This is a genomic window from Rathayibacter sp. PhB127, from assembly GCF_003751665.1.
Lineage (GTDB): Bacteria > Actinomycetota > Actinomycetes > Actinomycetales > Microbacteriaceae > Rathayibacter > Rathayibacter festucae.
On the sequence record NZ_RKHW01000004.1, the window covers coordinates 111,584 to 131,069 of the forward strand.

Here is a 19,486-nt window from a genome sequence, read left to right on the forward strand (position 1 = left end):
GGCCGGCCAGGGGCTTGCACGAACGTCCGCGGCTGCTACGGCGGCGCGTCCCGCCAGCCGTCGGCGCCGACGACGACGTGCGCGACGAACCGCAGCCCGCAGGCCGCGCACGCCTCGGCGAGCGCCCGGGTCGCGGCGAGATCGGAGGGGAGGACGTCCGCCGCGCCCGCGTGGCTGTGCGCGAGGCCGACGCCGGCCGCACCGCGCGCCAGCACCTCGGCGAGGATCTCGGCGACCGGCACCTCCGCGTGGGTGGGCGGTCCGTCGGCGAGGGCGATCACGTCGCGCACGGCTCCGGCGGCGGTCAGCGCGACGGCGAGCACGGTCTCGGTCGGCCGTGCGGCGAGCAGCGGCGTCACCAGCTCGGCGAGACCGGCCGCGTCGACGACGCGCGCGGCCCGTCCGGCGCGGTTCATCCTCCGCCGCAGCTCGAAGGACGCGACGATGCGGCAAGCGGCGACCTCGCCGACGCCGCGCTGGCGGACGAGGTCGGCGACGCCCGCGCGCGACACCGCGTCGATGCCGCCGAAGCGCGCGAGCAGACGCTGCGCGACGACCGTGGCGTTCGCCCCGCGGACCCCGCTGCCGATCAGCACGGCGAGCGTCTCCGCGTCGGTCAGCGCCTCCGGACCGCGGGCGCGGAGCCGCTCGCGCGGCCGCTCCTCGGGCGCGAGGTCGGCCATGCGCGCGCCGGCGGCGGGAGAGGGGGCGTCCATGGGCGGGACGCTACCAGCCGACGCGACCCCGGCGAGGCGCCCGGGCGACGACTGCGGACGGACCGCCCGCGATCGCCCCCTGTGGAGGAGCGACCCTCGCGCATCCCTCCCGCGAGTCCTCAAAAGTTGCGGTAGTGGCGCGCGACTACCGCAACTTTTGAGGAATGGGAGAGGAGCCTCGCCCGGCCTACGGCGTCGCGAGGCCCGCGGAGACCAGCAGGCCGTCCGGGCCCGCGTCGACGAGCACCACGTCGCCGTCGCGGATGGAGCCGTCGAGGAGGGCCGTCGCCAGCCGGTCGTCGATCTCCTGCTGCATCAGGCGGCGCAGCGGGCGGGCGCCGTACTGCGGGTCGTAGCCGCGCTCGGCCAGCCAGCCGCGGGCGGCGGGCGTGACGGCGAGGTCGAGACGCCGCTCCGCCAGCCGGCGCGAGAGCCGGTCGACGTAGAGCGAGACGATCTCGCCGAGCTCGGTGCGGTCGAGCGCCTCGAACACGACGATGTCGTCGAGCCGGTTCACGAACTCGGGCTTGAAGGCCTGGCGCACCATCTGCTGCACCGCCTCCACCTTCTGCGGGCGGGTCAGCGACTGGTCGACCAGGAACTGCGAGCCGAGGTTCGAGGTGAGGATGAGGATCGTGTTGCGGAAGTCGACCGTCCGCCCCTGGCCGTCGGTGAGCCGGCCGTCGTCGAGCACCTGCAGCAGCACGTCGAAGACCTCGGGGTGCGCCTTCTCGATCTCGTCGAGCAGCACGACCGAGTACGGCCGGCGGCGCACCGCCTCCGTCAGCTGGCCGCCCTGCTCGTAGCCGATGTAGCCGGGAGGGGCGCCGACGAGCCGCGAGACGGCGAACTTCTCGCCATACTCCGACATGTCGATGCGCACCATCGCCTTCTCGTCGTCGAAGAGGTGGTCGGCGAGCGCCTTCGCCAGCTCGGTCTTGCCGACGCCGGTCGGTCCGAGGAAGAGGAAGGAGCCGGTGGGCCGGTCGGGGTCGGAGACGCCCGCGCGGGTGCGGCGGACGGCGCCGGCGACGGCCGAGACCGCCTCGTTCTGGCCGATCAGGCGCCGGTGCAGCTCGGTCTCGAGGTGCAGCAGCTTCTCGGTCTCGCCCTGCATCAGCCGGCCGACGGGGATGCCGGTCCAGGCGGCGATGACCGCGGCGATGTCGTCCGAGGTGACCTGCTCGTTGACCATGCGGCCCTCGGCCGGCTGCTCCTCCTGCTCGGCGGCCGCGAGCTCGCTCTCGGCGGCGGGGATGTCGCCGTAGAGCAGGCGCGAGGCGCGCTCGAGGTTGCCCTCGCGCTGGGCCCGCTCGGCCGCGATCCGGAGCGCGTCGAGCCGGTTCTTGAGATCGCCGATGCGGTTGAGGGAGGCGCGCTCGCGCTCCCAGCGCTGCTGCAGCTCGGCGAGGTGGGCGCCGCGGCGGGCGAGGTCCTCGCGCAGCGTCTCCAGCCGCGCCTTCGACGCCTCGTCCTTCTCCTTCTTCAGCGCGAGCTCCTCGAGCTTCAGCCGGTCGACGGAGCGGCGCAGCTCGTCGATCTCGACCGGCGCGGAGTCGATCTCCATCCGCAGGCGCGAGGCGGCCTCGTCGATCAGGTCGATGGCCTTGTCCGGCAGCTGGCGCGCGGTGATGTAGCGGTTGGACAGCGAGGCGGCGGCGATCAGCGCGGAGTCGGCGATCGCGACCTTGTGGTGCGCCTCGTAGCGCTCCTTCAGCCCGCGGAGGATGGCCACCGTGTCCTCGACCGTCGGCTCGCCGACGAAGACCTGCTGGAAGCGGCGCTCCAGGGCCGCGTCCTTCTCGATGTACTGGCGGTACTCGTCGAGCGTGGTGGCGCCGATCATCCGCAGCTCGCCGCGGGCCAGCATCGGCTTGAGCATGTTCGCGGCGGCGACCGAGCCCTCGCCGCCGCCGGCGCCCATCAGGGTGTGCAGCTCGTCGATGAAGGTGATGATGCGGCCGCCGGAGTCGTTGATCTCGGCGAGGACGGCCTTCAGCCGCTCCTCGAACTCGCCGCGGTACTTCGCCCCCGCGATCAGCGCGGAGAGGTCGAGGCTGACGAGCCGCTTGCCCTTGAGGCTGTCGGCGACGTCGCCCGCGACGATCCGCTGCGCGAGCCCCTCGACGACCGCCGTCTTGCCGACGCCGGGCTCGCCGATGAGCACCGGGTTGTTCTTGGTGCGACGCGTGAGCACCTGGCTGACGCGGCGGATCTCGGCGTCCCGTCCGATGACCGGGTCGAGCTTGCCGCTCGCCGCGATCGCGGTCAGGTCGACGCCGTACTGCGCGAGCGCGGACGACTCGTCCTGCTGGGGTGTCCGACCGGCCTGCATCTGCATCTCCTCCTTGCGGTTCGAAAGTTGAGTTCGGGTGACTCAAGTTTACGCCCGTCGGAGCCGCCGCGGGGGAGGCGGCGACTTCTCGAGGAGACGGCGCCGCGGTCAGGCGGTGAGGCGCCCGTCGCCGAGGCCGCCGCGGAGGGAGCCGAGCGCGTCGCGGAGGACCGCGCGCAGCCGCGACTCGCGGACGCCCGTGAGCGCGGCGATCTCGGGCTGGGAGTAGCGGCCGGCCACGGCGAGCAGCAGCAGCTCGCGATCCGGGCAGGCCAGTGCGAGGAGCCCCTCGGCGAGAGGGCGGCGCGAGCCCTCCCGGGAGGAGCCGAGCGTCTCGCAGAGCACCTCGAGCAGCCAGAGCACCGGCTCCGGGGCGCGGGCGCCCTCCCGGGCACGGCGCCAGACCGCGGCGAAGGCCTCGGTGCAGAGCCGGTCGCGCGTGGAGGCATCGGCGTGCACCGTGGCGATCGAGGCGGAGAAGAGTCCGCCGAAGCGGTCGAACAGCTCGGCGAACGCGGCACGGTCACCGGTCGCGACGGCCCGGAGCAGGCGCGCGGCCGTCTCGGCCAGGGCAGCGCGGACCCGCTCCGCGCTCGCGTCGTCGCTGTCTGCATGCATCTGCACAGAGTGTCACTGGAACGCGGACCGGGGCACTGCTTGCGATCACACCCGTCAGGGGGTATCAGCACCGCCCCGCGCCCCGCGTCACAGGTGCGCGCCCCGCTGGGCCGTCCTTCCGGGGATCGGCGACCCGACGACGAGGCCGGACAGGACGGCGGCGCGGTGCGGATCCGGCGCGCATGGGCGGGCTCCGCGACGGCTATCGCGCCGAGCCCTCCTGCCGACGCGACGTCGGTGCCCCGGCGGCGCTCCTCAGAGCTTCGGCCAGCGCGCCCGGGCGAAGCAGAACGCGCCGTAGGCGATCAGCCCGACGGCGACGACGCCGAGCAGCACCACGCCGAACGGCAGCTCGGTCAGCGTCTTCAGCGCCTCGTCCAGGCCGCCCGCCTGCGCCGGGTCGTGCGTGACGGCGGCGATGATCACCAGGATCCCGAGCACGCCGAGCACGACGCCCTTCGCGACGTAGCCCGCGACGCCGAGGCCGGTGACGACCCGGCCGGCCGTTCCGCCCGGCAGTGCGACGTTCTTGAGGAACTTCTTCGACGCGCCTCGGTAGACGAAGACGCCGCCGACGGCGAGGATCGCGAGACCGGCGATCACGAGCAGCACCACTCCGCCCGGCGCGGCGAGGACCTGCGCGCTCGCGCTCTCGGACGTCTCGGACGAGTCGGAGCTGCCGCCCATCGCGAAGCGCAGGGTCGTGATGCCGAGCGCGAGGTAGACGACGGCCTTCGCCGCCTCCTTGAGCCGGCTGCCCCAGCGGGACGCGGCGCTGTCGCCGCCCGCCACCAGGAACGCCTCGAGCGCCCCCCACAGCGCGAGCCCGAAGAGCCCGATCGCGCAGACCCAGAGCACGACCAGTCCCCCGGGCTGCGCCGCGAGCGAGCCGAGCGCGCCGGACTGGTCGGCCTCGCCCTGGCCGCCGGTCGCGATCTGCAGGGCGATGACGCCGATGAGGACGTGGACGAGGCCGTTCGCGGCGTAGCCCCCGCGGGCGAGCGTGCGCACCGCGGTCGAGTCCTGCGCGTCGTCCGCGGCGCGCTTGGCCTGGGTTCCTGAAGGAGTGTTCACGGTCCGGACGGTACGCGGTTCCGCCCCCGGCGTCGAACCGGGAGCCGGTTCCCCCGTTCCGGGGCAGGGGTTCACCGACCGGACACCTCGCGTTTCCACAGCCTCCGCTCGGCCGGATCCGCTGTGGGACGGGCGATCCGCGGCGGCGGGCACCGGCGAGGACGCCCGTTCTCCACATCTCTCCACAGGTTTGTCCACAGCTGTGGAGATCTCTCGATCCTCTAGCGGAAAGGCGTGGCCGCGACCGTCGCGATCACACGTCGATCGCGCGGACCAGGCCGTCCTGGACGCTGCCGAGCCAGTCGTAGACCGCGCGGATCGCCTGGCCGGTCTCGTCCTCCGGCTCGACGGCGTCGGTGTCGACGATGCCGAGGCGGGCGGCGAGGGCGAGGCGCATGTCGGTGAGCCCGCGGAGCCAGGACAGCGCCTGCGGCGGCTCGAGCCGGACGGCGACCTCGCCGAGACCGGCGAAGACGCGGGCGTGGCCGGAGCCCTCGCCGGCGTCCAGCGCGGCGGTGATCGCGCGGGCGTCGTCCATCTTGCGGCCGGCCAGGTCCGGGGCGGTGAAGCGACGGAACTCGGCGGCGGCCTCGTCGTCGTCGCGGTAGGCGTCGGGCAGCAGGCGCGCGAGCGCAGGGTCGTTGCGCGCGTCCTCGGACGTGCCGCGATCGAGGAGCTCGAGCATCTCGCCGGCCAGGTGGCGGAGGATCCCGGCCTCCTCGCGGTCGAAGCGGGCGACGGCGGCACCGGAGGAGTCGCGGCGGAAGGAGCGCATCAGGGCCTACCCGCCGTCAGTCGGCCGGTCATGCGTCGGCCTTCTGCAGCGTCGCCCACAGGCCGTAGCCGTGCATCGCCTCCACGTGCCGCTCCATCTCCTCGCGGTTGCCGGTCGCGACCACGGCGCGCCCCTCCGTGTGCACCTGGAGCATGAGCCGCTCGGCCTCGGCGCGACCGAAGCCGAAGTAGCTGCGGAACACGTAGGACACGTACGACATCAGATTGACCGGATCGTCCCAGACGAGCACGACCCACGGCACCTCGGCGGCCGAGCGGGTCGCCAGCCGCTCGTCGGCGCGCTCGATCGTGTCCACCATCCCTCCAGCCTAGGTCGCGGCGGCAGGCGTCTCCCTGCCTGCGGCCTCGCTGGTCGAGCAGCCCTTTCCATGCTGGTCGAGTAGCCGCCTCCGGCGGCGTATCGAGACCCACGTCCTGCAGAACGGTGGATCTCGATACGCCCGCTCCGCGGGCTACTCGATCAGCATGCAGTGCCCGCTCCGCGGGCTACTCGATCAGCATGGTGCGCGCGAAGCGCGCTCCTCTCCAGCGGGTCTCAGGCGGACAGGCGCGGCAGCACCTCGCGGGCGAAGAAGTCGAGGTGGTCGAGGTCCTGGAGGTCCATGAACTGGAGGTAGACGCGCTCGGCACCGGCCGCGCGCAGGGACTCGAGGCGGTCGACGGTCTCGTCGACGCCGCCGGCGACGCCGTGCTCGCGCAGCTCGGCGGGCTCGCGGCCGATCGCCGCGGCGCGCCGGACGAACTCCGCCTCATCCGCTCCGCCGACCGCGATCAGCGCGACCGAGTGCACGAGCGAGGACGGCTCGCGGCCGATCGCGGCGCAGGCCTCGTCGACGCGCGCGAAGGCGCCGGGGATCGCGTCGAACTCGGGGAAGGGCAGGTTGAACTCGCTGGCGAAGCGGGCCGCGAGCCGCGGGGTCCGCTTGGGCCCGCCTCCGCCGACGATCACCGGCAGCGGCAGCCGCGCGGGCTTGGGCAGCGCGGGCGAGTCGGTCAGCGTGTAGTGCTCGCCCGCGAACGAGTAGCGCTCGCCGACCGGCGTCGACCAGAGGCCGGTGACGATCTCGAGCTGCTCCTCGAGCAGGTCGAAGCGACGCGGCGGGAAGTCGATGCCGTACGCGGCGTGCTCCTCCTCGAACCAGCCGGTGCCGAGCCCGAGCTCGACGCGGCCGCCCGACATCGCGTCGACCTGGGCGACCTGGATCGCGAGGATCCCCGGCGGCCGGTAAGTGACGGAGGAGACGAGCGTGCCGAGTGCGATCCGCTCGGTCTCGCGCGCGAGGCCGGCGAGGGTCGTCCAGGCGTCGGTCGGGCCGGGGCCGGGGTCGCCGTCGCCCATCCGGAGATAGTGGTCGGAGCGGAAGAAGCCGTCGTAGCCGAGGGCTTCGGTCGCCTGCGCGACCGCGAGGAGATCCTCGTAGCTCGCGCCCTGCTGGGGTTCGGTGAAGACTCTGAACTGCACGGGTCCAGCCTCGCGCACCCCGGTCGCCGCGGTCGGGACCGACCCGCCCGCAGGAACCCCGGGACCCTCGATCGGGGACCTTGCGCCACCGGGCGGCCGACCGCGCTCGCGACCGCACGTGTACCGTGGCAGGTTGCCGCCGACGAGAGGACCCCATGTCCGACAAGCCTTCCGCCCCGGACACCGCCGTCCCGCCCGCCACCGCCACCGCGGTGAGATCGCCGCACGGCCTCGCCCGCTGGGTGTTCTGGCCCGCCGCGGTGATCACCCTGTCGATCGCCGCCTTCGCGATCATCGTTCCGGACGCCGCCACCAGCGTGTTCGCCTCCCTGCAGACCACGGTCGTCAACACCTTCAGCTGGTACTACGTGCTGATCGCCGCCGTCTTCGTCGCCTTCGCGATCTGGATGGGCGTCAGCCGCTTCGGCGACATCAAGCTCGGCGCCGACGACGACGAGCCCGAGTTCTCGCTGCTCTCCTGGATCTCGCTGCTCTTCGCCGCCGGGATGGGCATCGGCCTCGTCTTCTACGGCGTCGCGGAGCCGCTCACCCACTTCGCCACCCCGCGCCCCGGCGTCACCGGCACCGAGACGGAGCTCGCCCAGAGCGCCATCTCGCAGACCTACCTGCACTGGGGCGTGCACGCCTGGTCGATCTACGTCGTCGTCGGCCTCGCCCTCGCCTACGCGATCCACCGCCGCAAGCGCCCGGTGTCGATCCGCTGGGCGCTCGAGCCACTGCTGGGCCGTCGCGTCCGCGGCGGCTGGGGCAACGCCATCGACGTGGTCGCGCTCGTCGGCACGATGTTCGGCGTCGCCACCTCGCTCGGCCTCGGCGTCACCCAGATCTCCGCGGGACTGGAGGCGAGCGGCATCGTCGACTCCTCGCTCACCGTGCAGATCATCGTGATCGCGGTCGTGACCGCCCTCACCGTGTTCTCACTGGTCTCCGGTGTCGGCAAGGGCATGAAGTGGCTCTCGACCGGCAACCTGCTGCTCGCCGCCGCGCTGCTCGTGTTCGTGCTGGTCGCCGGCCCGACCCAGTTCCTGCTGCGCGAGTTCGTGCAGTCGCTCGGCAACTACCTGCAGAACTTCATCGGGCTGACCTTCACCGTCAGCGCCTACGCGGGCCAGGAGGGCGAGGCCTGGCAGGCGTCCTGGACGACCTTCTACTGGGGCTGGTGGATGTCGTGGGCGCCGTTCGTCGGCATCTTCATCGCCCGGGTCTCCAAGGGCCGGACCGTCCGCGAGTTCGTCGCGGGCGTGCTGCTGGTGCCGACCATCATGACCTTCCTCTGGTTCAGCGTCCTCGGCGGCACCGCGCTCTTCCGCGAGCTGTACGGCGACGGCGGGCTCGTCGGCGCCGACGGCTCGGTCAGCACCGACGCGGCGCTCTTCGAGATGCTGCAGGGCCTGCCCGCGGGCTCCGTGCTCACGGTCGGCGCGATCATCCTGATCGGCATCTTCTTCGTCACCTCCGCCGACTCCGGCGCCCTGGTGATGTCGATGATCGCCACCGGCGGCGACGCTGAGCCGCGCAACCGCATCCGCATCTTCTTCGCGCTCGCGACGGCGCTGCTCGCGCTCTCGCTGCTGATCGCGGGCGGCCTCGACGCGCTGCAGACGGCCGCGATCCTCTCGGCGCTGCCGTTCAGCGTGGTGATGATCCTGATGTGCGTGGCGACAGTGATCGCCTTCCGGAGGGAGATCCGCGCCTACGACAAAGCCCGCCGGGCCGCCTTCGTCGGCGACATCGGCTCGTTCTACGGCCTCGAGGTGGAGGAGCCGCTCGAGCGCGAGCCGGCGCACCCGCTGAAGCGGCTCGCGCAGCGCATCAAGCCGGGGTCGACCCCGCGGGAGTAGGCGCGCGGATCTCGATACGCCCGGCTGCGCCGGGCTACTCGATCAGCATGGAGCGCGGACGCTCCGCGGGCTGCTCGATCCGCATGTACTCGCACCCGTCGGAGACATGCTGGTCGAGTAGCCGCCGCAGGCGGCGTATCGAGACCCGGCGACTTCACTCACGTCGTGCCCGGCGCGCTCACCGTACGATCGCCTCGCACGAGACCGACGTCCCGCCCGAGGAGCACCCGCATGACCGATCCCCGCCCGCTGCTCTTCAACGCGTTCGTGATGAACACGCCCTCGCACATCCACCACGGCCAGTGGCGGCGGCCCGGGGCGCGGCCCGGCGCGTTCGAGGACCTCGGGCACTGGATCGAGGTCGCGAGGACGCTCGAGCGCGGGGTGTTCGACGCGATCTTCTTCGCGGACGTCGTGGGCACCTACGGCGCGGTCGGCGCCTCGCTCGAGGTGAACGCGCGCGAGGGACTGCAGCTGCCGAACAACGACCCGTCGATCCTGCTCGCCGCCCTGATCGGCTCGACCGAGCACCTGGGCCTGGCGATGACCAGCTCGATCCTGCAGGCGCACCCGTTCGAGTTCGCCCGGCGGATGTCGACGCTCGACCACCTCTCGAAGGGCCGGGTCGCCTGGAACATCGTCACCAGCTACCAGGAGAACGCGGCCCGCAACTTCGGCCTCGACCGACTGACCGAGCACGACGACCGCTACGCGCAGGCCGAGGAGTACCTCGACGTCGTCTACAAGCTGTGGGAGGGGTCCTGGGACGACGACGCCTCGGTCCGCGACCAGGCCGGCGCGTACTCCCGCCCGGAGTCGGTGCACCGCATCGACCACGCCGGCGCGAGCTACCGGGTCGAGGGGCCGCACCTGTCGGCGCCGTCGCCGCAGCGCACGCCGTTCCTCTTCCAGGCCGGCTCCTCCCCCGCCGGGCGGGCCTTCGCGGCCCGGCACGCGGAGGCGCAGTTCGTCGGCGGCTCGACGACGGAGCAGACCCGCGAGCTGATCGCCTCGACGCGGGCGCTCACGGAGGCGGCGGGGCGCCGCGGCGACGACGTGCTGTTCTTCTCCCCGCTCTCGGTCGTGGTCGGCAGCACCGAGCGCGAGGCCCGGGAGCTCGAGGCCGAGCTCGACGCATATACGAGCGTCGACGCCCACCTGCTGCACGCGGGGCTCAGCGTCGACCAGGCCGACGGGAAGCCCTTCCCGCCCGAGACGAGGCTGCGCGACATCGTCACCAATGGGAATCGCAGCACACTCGAGTCGATGATCCGGCTGCTCCCCGACCGGGACGCGACCGTCGCGGACCTGGCGCGACTCACCGTCGGCCGGCACCAGCGCGTCGTCGGGACGCCCGAGCAGATCGCCGACCGGCTGTCGGAGCTGCGCGACGCGGGCGTCGACGGCATCAACCTCAACCACTGGTCGCTGCCCGACAGCTACGTCGAGTTCGTCGACGAGGTGATGCCGGTGCTGCGGGATCGGGGGCTGGCCCGCTCGGAGTACGCGCCCGGCGGGCTCCGCGAGCGGCTGACCGGAGCCGCGCGGCTCAACCCGCGGCACCCTGCGGCGCGCTACCGCGGGGCGTTCCGCGGTTGAAGAGGGTCTGCCGCCCCGTCACCGACCGCCCGAAGCGATGTCAGCCGTGGAGGGCGTGCACAACTAAGGCTGGAAGCCGCGGATCGGGCGTTTTCGGGCCGATCCGGCCCTTCCAGCCTTAGTTGTGCACGCACCGGGTCGGAGCCCGGTCCGTCGCTCAGCTGGGCGAGGGGACGAAGGGGTGCTCCGGCGGGTCCTGGTCGTCGTCGAGACGCGCATCGTCGTCGAGGCGGGAGTCGGCGCCCTCGTCGGTCGCCTCTCCGGTCGCCTCGGTGTCGTCGACCTCGGCCGGGTCCTCCGGGGGGACCGGCAGGGAGTCGGCGTCGGGACGGGTGGTGTCGGTGACGTCCTCGGGGGCGTCGAAGCCGAAGCTGCTCATGGTGTCCTCTCCGCGGCGCACCGGGAGGCGGCGCCGCTGCGGGCAGCCTAGGTCGCGCCTCCGGGCCCGGTCACCTGCTTGACGACGCCGCCCGCGGCGAGCACCTCCGGCACGCGGAACCGACATGGGCACGCGGAATCGTGCGCTTCGCGCGAGCCGGACGTGATTCGGCGTGCCGAACATCCCGCCGGGAGGCGAGTGGAACCCTCCGGCACGCACGACCGACTCCGGCACGCCGGACCTCGCGATTCCGGCGAGCCGAACGATGTTTCACGAGCCGGAGGTCGGCGAGCGCGGACCGCAAGGGAGCGAGCGGAAGCACGCGGCCGCTGCGACCGTCAGTGCACGTACTCCAGCAGGTCGACGCCCAGCGTGCGCATGCCGTCGAGCACTGCGAGGCGGTAGCGCAGGCTGGAGTCGTCGAACTGCGTGATGACGGCGTAGGCGACGCCGGCGCGCGGGCCGCGGAGCACGCCGACCTCGGCGCGGACGCCGACGTCGGTGCCGGTCCGGTTGACGAGCAGGACGCCGTGGTCGGGCTGCCGGTGCGAGAGCGCGTCGAGGCCGAAGGCGGAGGCGACCATCGACAGGTCGCTGTTCAGCGAGAGCCAGCCGATGACGCGCGAGCTGACCGCGGGGTCGACGACCTCGCCGTTCGCGAGGGTCGCGAGCAGCCAGGTCAGCTCGCTGGCCGAGCCGATGGAGAGCTGCGGAGCGTCGTCCGGACCGCGCTCGTCGCGGACGACGTCGAGCAGCGCGGTGCGCGAGAGGCCGAGCGCCTCGGCGCGCTCGCGGACGGCGTCCAGTCCGACGCGGCGCAGGAGGACGTTGGTGGCCAGGTTGTCGCTGGTCGCCCCGACGAGGGCGGCGAGATCCGCGATCGGCATCGACGGGATCTGCAGGTGCTGCCAGATCCCGGTGCCGGTGACGGCGTCGGCGGCGGTGCGGTCGACGAGGCGCAGGTTCTCCTGCGGGTCGGTGGCGAGCCGCGCCGCGACCTCGACCAGGAGCACGATCGTGCCGACGGACGCCGTCGGCATCGAGACGGAGTCGTCGACCGCGAAGAGCGCGCGGCCGGTGCCGAGGTCGACCGCGCGCGCCGACACCACGACGCCGTCCAGGGCGAGCCGGCCGAGCGCGTCGAAGCCGCGCTGGAAGTCGTCGTGGTCGTAGTCGCCCTTGTGCCGGCCGCGGCGGGCGCGACGACTCTCGCGACGGGTCTCGTGGGCGGGGATCACCACGGCTGCGGCCTCTCTCCGGGTCGGTGGAACGGTCGGTGCGGAGGGGAGGAGCGGGGTCCACCGCGACGACGCGTCGGTGGACGGACGGCGCGGGAGGCATCGGTCGGCTCTCGATGCCCGCCGCTCGCCCGTGGTGCGGGACGGCAGTCGGCGGCGACTACCAGATGGCGACGCGCTCGCTCGGCGGGAGCCAGAGGGAGTCGCCTTCGGTGACGTCAAAAGTAGCGTAGAACTCGTCCAGGTTCCGGACGATCTGGTTGCAGCGGAACTCCGACGGCGAGTGCGGATCGATCGCCAGCAGGCGGATCGTCTCCTCGTCGCGCGCCTTCTGCTGCCAGGCCTGCGCCCAGGAGAGGAAGAAGCGCTGCGCGCCGGTCAGGCCGTCGATCACGGGCGACTCCTCGCCGTCGAGCGAGAGCAGGTAGGCCTTCCACGCGATGCCGAGGCCGCCGAGGTCGCCGATGTTCTCGCCGATGGTGAGCGCGCCGTTGACGTGGTGGCCGGGCGTCGTCGCGGGGGCGAGGGCGTCGTACTGCGCGATCAGCGCCTTCGTGCGCTCCTCGAACGCGGCACGGTCGTCCTCGGTCCACCAGTCGGTGAGGCGGCCGTCGCCGTCGAAGCGCGAGCCCTGGTCGTCGAAGCCGTGGCCGATCTCGTGGCCGATCACCGCGCCGATCGCGCCGTAGTTGGCCGCGGCGTCGCGGGACTCGTCGAAGAAGGGGAACTGCAGGATCGCGGCGGGGAAGACGATCTCGTTGAAGCCGGGGTTGTAGTACGCGTTGATGGTCTGCGGCGTCATGAACCACTCGTCGCGGTCGAGCGGCTTCCCGATCTTGCCGAGCTCCCGGTCGAACTCGAAGGCGGCGACGCGGCGGGCGTTGCCGACCAGGTCCGCCGGGTCGATCGAGAGGGCGGAGTAGTCGCGCCAGCGGACCGGGTAGCCGATCTTCGGCGTGAACTTCGCGAGCTTCTCCAGCGCGCGCTCGCGAGTGTCGGCGCCCATCCACTCGAGGTCCACGATCGAGCGGCGGTAGGCCTCGATCAGGTTCGCGACGAGGACGTCCATCGCGGCCTTCGCCGTCTCGGGGAAGTGGCGCTCGACGTAGATCCGGCCGACGGCCTCGCCGAGCGAGCCCTCGACGAGCGAGACGGCGCGCTTCCAGCGCTCGCGCTTCTGCGGCGTGCCGGTCAGGGTGCGGCCGTAGAAGTCGAAGTTGGCGTCGACGAAGTCGCTGGAGAGGTAGGCCGCGGCGCCGCGGATCACCTGCCAGGACAGCCAGTCGCGCCAGGCGGGGAGGCGGTCGTCGGTCAGCAGGCCGGCGAGCCCCTCGAGGAAGCTCGGCTGGCGCACGACGACCTCGGCGAGCGCCCCCTCCGGCGCGCCCATCGCGGTCAGCCAGACGCCGAGGTCGATGCCGGCGGCGAGCTCGGTGACCTCGGCCCAGGAGCGGAGGTTGTAGGTGGACTGGCTGTCGCGGCTGCGCACCTTGTCCCAGTGCACGGCGGCGAGGTCGGTCTCGAGCGCGACGATGCGCTCGGCGCGCGACTCCGGCGAGTCGAGGCCGGCGAACCCGAGCATCCGGGCGACGAAGGGCAGGTACGCCTCGCGGACGGAGGCGAACTCCTCCTCGCGGTAGTAGCTCTCGTCGGGCAGGCCGAGGCCGCCCTGGTTGACGAAGACGAGGTAGCGCTCGGGGTCGCCCGGGTCGTTGTCGACGAAGAGGCCGAAGAGGCCGGGGACACCCGCGCGCTCGAAGGCGCCGACGGCCTGCAGCAGCCCGGCGATCGAGTCGACGCGCTGCACGGCCGCGAGATCGTCGGCGAGCGGGGCGGCGCCGAGCTCCTCAGCGCGCTCCTCGTCGAGGAAGGAGGTGTAGAGGTCGCCGAACATGCGCGCCTCGGTGCCCTGCGGGGCCGACTGCGCCTCGACGATGATGTCGCGGACCGCCTTCTCCGCCTCCTCCTGGAGCACGTGGAAGGAGCCGTAGCGTGCCTTGTCGCTCGGGATCTCGGTGCGGTCGATCCACAGGCCGTTGACGTGGCGGTAGAGGTCGTCCTGCGGACGCGTCGCCGGGTCGAGTTCGGAGAGGTCGATACCGGAGCGAGGCGTCGTCGAGGTCATGGCGTCAAGCCTACGTCGGGCGTCGGACACCGCGGCCCGCGGGCGCGGGTCCGGCTCGCGGAACCGCCTCCGGCACGCGGGAACCGGCCGATTCATCGAGCCCGAGCCGATTCTGCGAGCCGGAGGTGCGTCGGCGATGCGTTAGAGCCCGACACATTCGCGCGCCCCCGGTAGTGTCGGCGCATAATCACCCGGGTGTCTCGACTACCGGGCGCGGCCCCCGACTCGTCGGGGGCCTGCTTCGTTCTCGGCCCTCCTCGCCGGGCCGCGCGTCGATGACGGAGGGCCGCCAGGGCCGTCCGTTCGCAACTTCCGACGCGTGGACACCTTGGCACGCCGAGTCCGGCCGATCGGACGCGCCGCAGCGGCTTCCGCGGGCCCGAGGTTCACCAGTCGCAGCTCCGGCACGCGGAACCGCCTCCGGCACGCGGGAACAGGCCGATCCGACGAGCCGGAGCGGATTCCGCATGCCGGAGGTGGACCAGTCAGAAGTCGGGCACGAGAGAACACCTCCGGCTCGCGAGAACCGGACGATCCGGCGAGCCGGAGCGGGTTCCGCGAGCCGGAGGTCAGCCCCCGGCAGGCCGCGGCTCAGCGGGCGAGCTGCTCCTCGACGTAGGCGCGGATCGGGGTGGTCGGGCGGCCGATCAGGCGGGCGAGCGAGCCGTCGGTCTCGCCGAGGAGGCCGTCGGCGATGTTCGCGTCGAGGCCGACGACGAAGCCGACGCCGCCCTCGGGGACGCCGGCCTCGGTGAGGACGCGGGCGTGCTCGGCGGCGTCGACGTGCGTGATCGCGGCGTCGCGGCCGGCGACCTCGCCGACGAGGGCCGCGAGCTCGTCGAAGCTCCAGGCGGTGTCGCCGGAGAGCTCGTGCACCGAGCCGACCAGGGACGCGTCGAGCAGCGCGACGGCGGCCGCCTCGGCGTAGTCGGTGCGGGCGGCGCTGGAGACGCGGCCGTCGCCGGCGCTGGAGAGGGCGGTGCCGGTCGAGGCGAGCTCGGCGACGGTCTGCGCGTAGTTCTCGTTGTACCAGCCGTTGCGGAGGATCACGGCGGGGATCCCCGCGGCGGCGATCGCCTCCTCCGTCGCCTTGTGCTCGGGGGCCAGGATCAGCGGGCTGGTGGTCGCCTTCGGCGCGCTCGTGTAGACCAGGCGCGCGCCGGCACGGGCGGCGGCCTCGATCGCGGCGGTGTGCTGCGCGACGCGCTTGCCCACCTCCGAGCCGGAGACGAGCAGCACGGCCTCGGCGCCGGAGAAGGCGGCGTCGAGCGAGGCCGGGTCCTCGAAGTCGGCGACGGCGGTGCGGACGCCGAGGTCGGCGGCGAGCGCCTCGAGCTTGGCGGCGTCGCGGCCGGTGGCGACGATGTCGGAGGCGGCGGTGCCGCGGGCGAGCAGGTGCTCGACGGCGAGACGGCCGAGGTGGCCGGTGGCTCCGGTGACGACGAGGGTCATGAGGGTGGTCCTTCCGTTCGGGAGACGGCGGGTGGGGCGCCGTCGGAGAAGAGGAACCGGACGACGACGCCAGAACTTCCCGGAATGCAGTACCCACTATTTTGTTAGTACTCCTGTGACCATCATCCAGAGCCCCCTCCTCACCGGCGACGTCTACTCCGCCGACTGCCCGAGCCGCGAGGTCTTCGGCCACGTGACGAGCAAGTGGGGCGTGCTCGTGCTCGCCGCCCTGGCCGAGCGCGGCCTGCGCTGGGGCGAGCTGCGGCGGCGGATCGGCGGCATCAGCGAGAAGATGCTGGCGCAGACCCTCCGCACCCTCGAGGAGGACGGCTTCGTTCAGCGCGAGGCGCACCCCGTCATCCCGCCGCGGGTCGACTACGCGCTGACGCCGCTCGGGGCCGAGCTGGCCGAGCGGCTGCTGCCCGTGGTCGAGTGGATCGCGGACAACGTCGGCGCGGTGCTGGCGGCCCGGGGCGCCCGCCGGAGCGACGAAGGATAGCCTTACCTTCTTGTGAGAACGTTCATATTCCGTTCAGGGAGAGGCCGCCGCTGAGCGGGATGCGCGTCCCCTCGCACTGGTCCACTCGATCGCACTGCCTGCCGATCGAAGGACATCGCATGACCGACACCGCCCGCCGCCCGCTCCTCCTCCCCATGGCGGGGCACGTGCGCGGCAAGCGCAGCCCCGTCACCTGCGCCCTGAAGTGCGCGAACGCGTGCTCGACCGCCGCCTGCAACACCTCGCACAACAGCTCGTTCCGCGACATCGTCGCCCGGCAGATCTCGCGCCGCAGCGCTCTCGGCCTGGGCCTCGCCGGCGCGGTCACCGTCGCCGTCGCCTCGGCCGGCGGCGCCCCCAGCGCGGAGGCGGCCGTCGCCGGTGCCGCGGTCGGCGGCTCCCCGCTCGCCTTCACCCCGATCGCCCCGGTGCCGTACACGGTCGACGAGTTCACCGTCCCCGAGGGCTTCGCCTGGCAGCCGATCATCCGCTGGGGCGACCCGCTCTTCGCCGACAGCCCCGCCTTCGACATCCAGAACCAGACGGAGGCGGCCCAGGCCGCGCAGTTCGGCTACAACAACGACTACACCGACATCGTCGAGATCCCCGGCTCGAAGCGCCTGCGCGCCCTGCTGGTCGTGAACCACGAGTACACGAACGAGTCGATCATGTTCCCGGCCGCGCAGCTCGAGGCCGAGCCCGAGCGGGTCCGCGCCGTCGGCCGCGCCGCCCACGGCCTCAGCGTCGTCGAGCTGGTCCGCACCGCCGTCGACCGCCCCTGGGCCTACGTCCAGGGCGGCGAGCACAACCGCCGCTACCTGCTGGACACCCCGTACGAGGTCACCGGCGCCGCGGCCGGCTCGGCGCTGCTGAAGACCGCCGCCGACCCGACGGGACGCTCCGTCCTCGGCACGCTCGGCAACTGCTCCGGCGGCACCACGCCGTGGGGCACGATCCTCTCCGGCGAGGAGAACTTCAACGGCTACTTCCGCGCCACCGCGACCAGCGACGCGGAGAAGCGCTACGGCCTCGCCGACGCCGAGACCGCCCGCCTCTGGGAGCTCGACGACCCGCGCTTCGACGCCCGCACGCCCGGCTACGAGAACGAGCCGAACCGCTTCGGCTGGATCGTCGAGTTCGACCCCTTCGACCCCGAGTCCACCCCGAAGAAGCACACCGCGCTCGGCCGCCTCAAGCACGAGGGCGCGAACGTCATCCTCGCCCCGGACGGCCGCGTGGTCGCCTACCAGGGCGACGACGAGCGCTTCGACTACCTCTACAAGTTCGTCTCGAAGAAGCGCTACATCGAGGGCGACCGCGCACACAACAAGACGCTGCTGGAGGAGGGCGACCTCTTCGTCGCGAGCTTCACCGGCGACTCCCCCGTCGCCGAGATCACCGGCACCGGCGCGGTCCCCTCGGACGGCGGCTTCGACGGCATCGGCGCCTGGCTGCCCCTGGTCCTCGACGGCGCGTCGATGATCGCCGGCATGAGCGTCGAGGAGGTGCTCGTGCACACCCGCATGGCCGCCGACATCGCCGGCGCGACGAAGATGGACCGCTGCGAGGACGTCCAGCCGAGCCTCGTCAGCGGCCGGATCTACGTGGCCTGCACCAACAACTCCAACCGCGGCACCGAGGGCAAGGAGGGGCCGACCGAGGTCAACCCGCGCACCGAGAACCGCGACGGCCACATCGTCGAGATCATCGAGGACGGCGGCGACCAGACCGGCCGCACCTTCACCTGGAACCTGCTGATGCTCTGCGGCGACGTCGCGCAGGGCGACACGGTCTACTTCTCCGGCTTCCCGGTCGACCAGGTCTCGCCGATCTCCTGCCCGGACAACCTCGCGTTCGACTCGGTCGGGAACCTCTGGATCTCGACCGACGGCGCCCCGAGCGGCATCGGCTACAACGACGGCCTCTTCAAGGTGGCGCTCGAGGGCGCCGAGCGCGGGCGGGTGGAGCAGTTCCTCTCGGTCCCGCGCGATGCCGAGACCTGCGGCCCGATCGTGCACGACCAGGACCAGCACGTGTTCGTGGCCGTCCAGCACCCGGGCGAGGAGGGCACCTTCGAGGAGCCCAGCTCGTACTTCCCGGACTTCGCTGCCACCGGAGCCCTCGCGGCCGGTGCCGTCGCGGCGCCGCGCCCGACGATCGTGCAGATCCTGCCGGCGTCGCAGCTCGTCACGCCGACACCCACGCCGACCGCGGGGCCGACCACGGCGCCGACGGCGACTCCGACGGCCGGACCGACCGCGGTTCCGACCGCGGGGCCGACAGCCGGACCGACCGCTGCGCCCACCGCCGGGCCGATCGCCGCGCCGACCGCTGTTCCGACCGTCGCGCCGACCGGCACGCCCGTTCCGATGCCGGTGGGCGGCGGAACGACCGGCGGACTCGCCTCGACCGGTGTCGAGAGCGTCGGCCTCGTCGCCGGCGCCGCCGCCCTGCTGACCGCGGGTGCGGCCGCACTGGGTCTGGCGCGCCGCCGCGCGGCCGGCACGGAGGCCGAGCCGGAGGCCTGATCGGGGACGCAGGTCCGTTGTGCAGGCGATCCGAGGCTCGGCGGCGCACTCGACGCGGTGGCAAGTGCTTTCCGCGGCCGGTCGCCTGCACATCGGACGGACACCTGCACATCGGACTGACGCCTGCACACCGGGGGCCCGAGGGGTGCGCTAGGTTGAGCGCGATGTCGACCCTCCGGAGCCGCGAGTCCGCGGTCATCGTCGCTGTGCAGCGCTCGCCGCTGGCACCGCCCCTGCGCCCGATCGCCCGCTGGCTCAGCTTCTTCGGCGAGCACGCCGCGGGCTGGCTGCTGCTGGGCGTGGTCGGTGCGTTCGCCGATCCGTCCCGCTTCTGGGCGTGGGCGCTCTGCGACGTCGCGATCGTCGTGGCGCACGGGCTGTCGATCGTGATCAAGCGCGTCGTCCGGCGGCCGCGTCCCCTCGGCGAGGGCGTCGAGGTGCGGGGGACGGCGCCGAGCAAGCTCAGCTTCCCGAGCTCGCACGCGTCCTCGACCACCGCCGCGGCGATCGTGTTCGCCGTGATGCTGCCCGCGCTGTGGCCGCTCGCCGTCCTCGTCGTGCTGGTGATGCTGCTGTCGCGCCTCGTGCTCGGGATGCACTTCCCGACCGACGTGCTCGCGGGCGCGGCACTCGGCACGCTCGCGGCGCTGGCCGCGCTGCCGTTCCTCCCGCTGCTCTCGTTCTAGCTTCCGGGCGCGGGGGCGTCTTCCGTCCGTTGTCCGATCTGCAGGCGATGCGCGAATCCGTCTTCCGCGCCTCGCGGTGGAAGGCGCCTACCGCATCGGATCGCCTGCAGATCAGACG

The 19,486-nt window shown here is 72.9% G+C and carries 16 protein-coding genes; 5 read left to right on the plus strand and 11 right to left on the minus strand.

The features are described 5' to 3' along the window. Positions 1–35: 35 nt before the first annotated feature. The 7 genes from EDF22_RS17010 to EDF22_RS17040 all read right to left on the minus strand — a co-directional run bounded on the left by EDF22_RS17010 (position 36) and on the right by EDF22_RS17040 (position 7,000). Positions 36–716: a RadC family protein gene (locus tag EDF22_RS17010; RefSeq protein WP_123706045.1), complete on the minus strand. Its 681-nt coding sequence runs from the start codon at positions 714–716 to the stop codon at positions 36–38. Between the two features lie 187 nt (positions 717–903). Next, the gene (locus EDF22_RS17015) at positions 904–3,051 is read right to left on the minus strand and encodes an ATP-dependent Clp protease ATP-binding subunit (protein ID WP_123706241.1); all 2,148 of its coding nucleotides are present in this window, start codon (positions 3,049–3,051) and stop codon (positions 904–906) included. Positions 3,052–3,159: 108 nt separating this feature from the next. Continuing rightward, entirely contained in the window at positions 3,160–3,669 is a 510-nt protein-coding gene (locus EDF22_RS17020; protein WP_148059225.1) for a hypothetical protein, read from the minus strand. Positions 3,670–3,924: 255 nt separating this feature from the next. Beyond that, the gene (locus EDF22_RS17025) at positions 3,925–4,743 is read right to left on the minus strand and encodes a DUF1206 domain-containing protein (protein WP_185039064.1); all 819 of its coding nucleotides are present in this window, start codon (positions 4,741–4,743) and stop codon (positions 3,925–3,927) included. A gap of 253 nt (positions 4,744–4,996) precedes the next feature. Beyond that, on the minus strand, positions 4,997–5,518 hold the full coding sequence (locus EDF22_RS17030) for a DUF2017 domain-containing protein (RefSeq protein WP_123706047.1): 522 nt from the start codon (positions 5,516–5,518) through the stop codon (positions 4,997–4,999). Positions 5,519–5,546: 28 nt separating this feature from the next. Further along, positions 5,547–5,837, minus strand: a complete 291-nt coding sequence (clpS, locus tag EDF22_RS17035; RefSeq protein ID WP_123706048.1) for an ATP-dependent Clp protease adapter ClpS — start codon at positions 5,835–5,837, stop codon at positions 5,547–5,549. 236 nt (positions 5,838–6,073) lie between these two features. Continuing rightward, positions 6,074–7,000, minus strand: coding sequence for an LLM class F420-dependent oxidoreductase (locus EDF22_RS17040; RefSeq protein WP_123706049.1), 927 nt, complete (start codon positions 6,998–7,000; stop codon positions 6,074–6,076). A gap of 155 nt (positions 7,001–7,155) precedes the next feature. On the opposite strand from EDF22_RS17040, the gene EDF22_RS17045 reads away from it, so the two are divergent. Next, a complete protein-coding gene (locus EDF22_RS17045; protein WP_123706050.1) occupies positions 7,156–8,862 on the plus strand; it encodes a BCCT family transporter in 1,707 nt (568 codons plus the stop codon). Between the two features lie 231 nt (positions 8,863–9,093). After that, a complete protein-coding gene (locus EDF22_RS17050) occupies positions 9,094–10,461 on the plus strand; it encodes an NtaA/DmoA family FMN-dependent monooxygenase (protein WP_123706051.1) in 1,368 nt (455 codons plus the stop codon). Positions 10,462–10,618: 157 nt separating this feature from the next. Here the strand turns inward: EDF22_RS17050 and EDF22_RS17055 are convergent, their stop codons facing one another. From EDF22_RS17055 to EDF22_RS17070, 4 genes are all read right to left on the minus strand, one after another. Then, positions 10,619–10,840 carry a hypothetical protein gene (locus EDF22_RS17055; RefSeq protein ID WP_123706052.1) on the minus strand — a complete coding sequence of 74 codons (222 nt, stop codon included), beginning with the start codon at positions 10,838–10,840 and terminating at the stop codon, positions 10,619–10,621. Between the two features lie 338 nt (positions 10,841–11,178). Next, complete coding sequence (locus tag EDF22_RS17060; RefSeq protein WP_123447174.1) at positions 11,179–12,081, minus strand: serine hydrolase; 903 nt, start codon at positions 12,079–12,081, stop codon at positions 11,179–11,181. Between the two features lie 157 nt (positions 12,082–12,238). Further along, complete coding sequence (locus tag EDF22_RS17065; RefSeq protein WP_123706053.1) at positions 12,239–14,203, minus strand: M13 family metallopeptidase; 1,965 nt, start codon at positions 14,201–14,203, stop codon at positions 12,239–12,241. A 591-nt stretch (positions 14,204–14,794) separates the two neighbouring features. After that, positions 14,795–15,655, minus strand: a complete 861-nt coding sequence (locus EDF22_RS17070; protein ID WP_123706054.1) for an NmrA family NAD(P)-binding protein — start codon at positions 15,653–15,655, stop codon at positions 14,795–14,797. A gap of 115 nt (positions 15,656–15,770) precedes the next feature. Here EDF22_RS17070 and EDF22_RS17075 point away from each other — a divergent pair, with 115 nt between their 5' ends. The 3 genes from EDF22_RS17075 to EDF22_RS17085 all read left to right on the plus strand — a co-directional run bounded on the left by EDF22_RS17075 (position 15,771) and on the right by EDF22_RS17085 (position 19,368). Then, the gene (locus EDF22_RS17075; RefSeq protein WP_243839875.1) at positions 15,771–16,154 is read left to right on the plus strand and encodes a helix-turn-helix domain-containing protein; all 384 of its coding nucleotides are present in this window, start codon (positions 15,771–15,773) and stop codon (positions 16,152–16,154) included. A 119-nt stretch (positions 16,155–16,273) separates the two neighbouring features. Further along, positions 16,274–18,682, plus strand: a complete 2,409-nt coding sequence (locus tag EDF22_RS17080) for an alkaline phosphatase PhoX (RefSeq protein WP_123706056.1) — start codon at positions 16,274–16,276, stop codon at positions 18,680–18,682. A gap of 164 nt (positions 18,683–18,846) precedes the next feature. Beyond that, a complete protein-coding gene (locus EDF22_RS17085; protein ID WP_123706057.1) occupies positions 18,847–19,368 on the plus strand; it encodes a phosphatase PAP2 family protein in 522 nt (173 codons plus the stop codon). Positions 19,369–19,486: the final 118 nt, after the last annotated feature.

Coding starts and splice junctions, on each gene's coding strand:
- EDF22_RS17050 (WP_123706051.1), top strand. CDS start 9,094: ATGACCGATCCCCGCCCGCTGCTCTTCAACGCGTTCGTGATGAACACG.
- EDF22_RS17010 (WP_123706045.1), bottom strand. CDS start 716: ATGGACGCCCCCTCTCCCGCCGCCGGCGCGCGCATGGCCGACCTCGCG.
- EDF22_RS17070 (WP_123706054.1), bottom strand. CDS start 15,655: ATGACCCTCGTCGTCACCGGAGCCACCGGCCACCTCGGCCGTCTCGCC.
- EDF22_RS17065 (WP_123706053.1), bottom strand. CDS start 14,203: ATGACCTCGACGACGCCTCGCTCCGGTATCGACCTCTCCGAACTCGAC.
- EDF22_RS17030 (WP_123706047.1), bottom strand. CDS start 5,518: ATGCGCTCCTTCCGCCGCGACTCCTCCGGTGCCGCCGTCGCCCGCTTC.
- EDF22_RS17085 (WP_123706057.1), top strand. CDS start 18,847: ATGTCGACCCTCCGGAGCCGCGAGTCCGCGGTCATCGTCGCTGTGCAG.
- EDF22_RS17080 (WP_123706056.1), top strand. CDS start 16,274: ATGACCGACACCGCCCGCCGCCCGCTCCTCCTCCCCATGGCGGGGCAC.
- EDF22_RS17020 (WP_148059225.1), bottom strand. CDS start 3,669: ATGCATGCAGACAGCGACGACGCGAGCGCGGAGCGGGTCCGCGCTGCC.
- EDF22_RS17045 (WP_123706050.1), top strand. CDS start 7,156: ATGTCCGACAAGCCTTCCGCCCCGGACACCGCCGTCCCGCCCGCCACC.
- EDF22_RS17015 (WP_123706241.1), bottom strand. CDS start 3,051: ATGCAGGCCGGTCGGACACCCCAGCAGGACGAGTCGTCCGCGCTCGCG.
- EDF22_RS17055 (WP_123706052.1), bottom strand. CDS start 10,840: ATGAGCAGCTTCGGCTTCGACGCCCCCGAGGACGTCACCGACACCACC.
- clpS (WP_123706048.1), bottom strand. CDS start 5,837: ATGGTGGACACGATCGAGCGCGCCGACGAGCGGCTGGCGACCCGCTCG.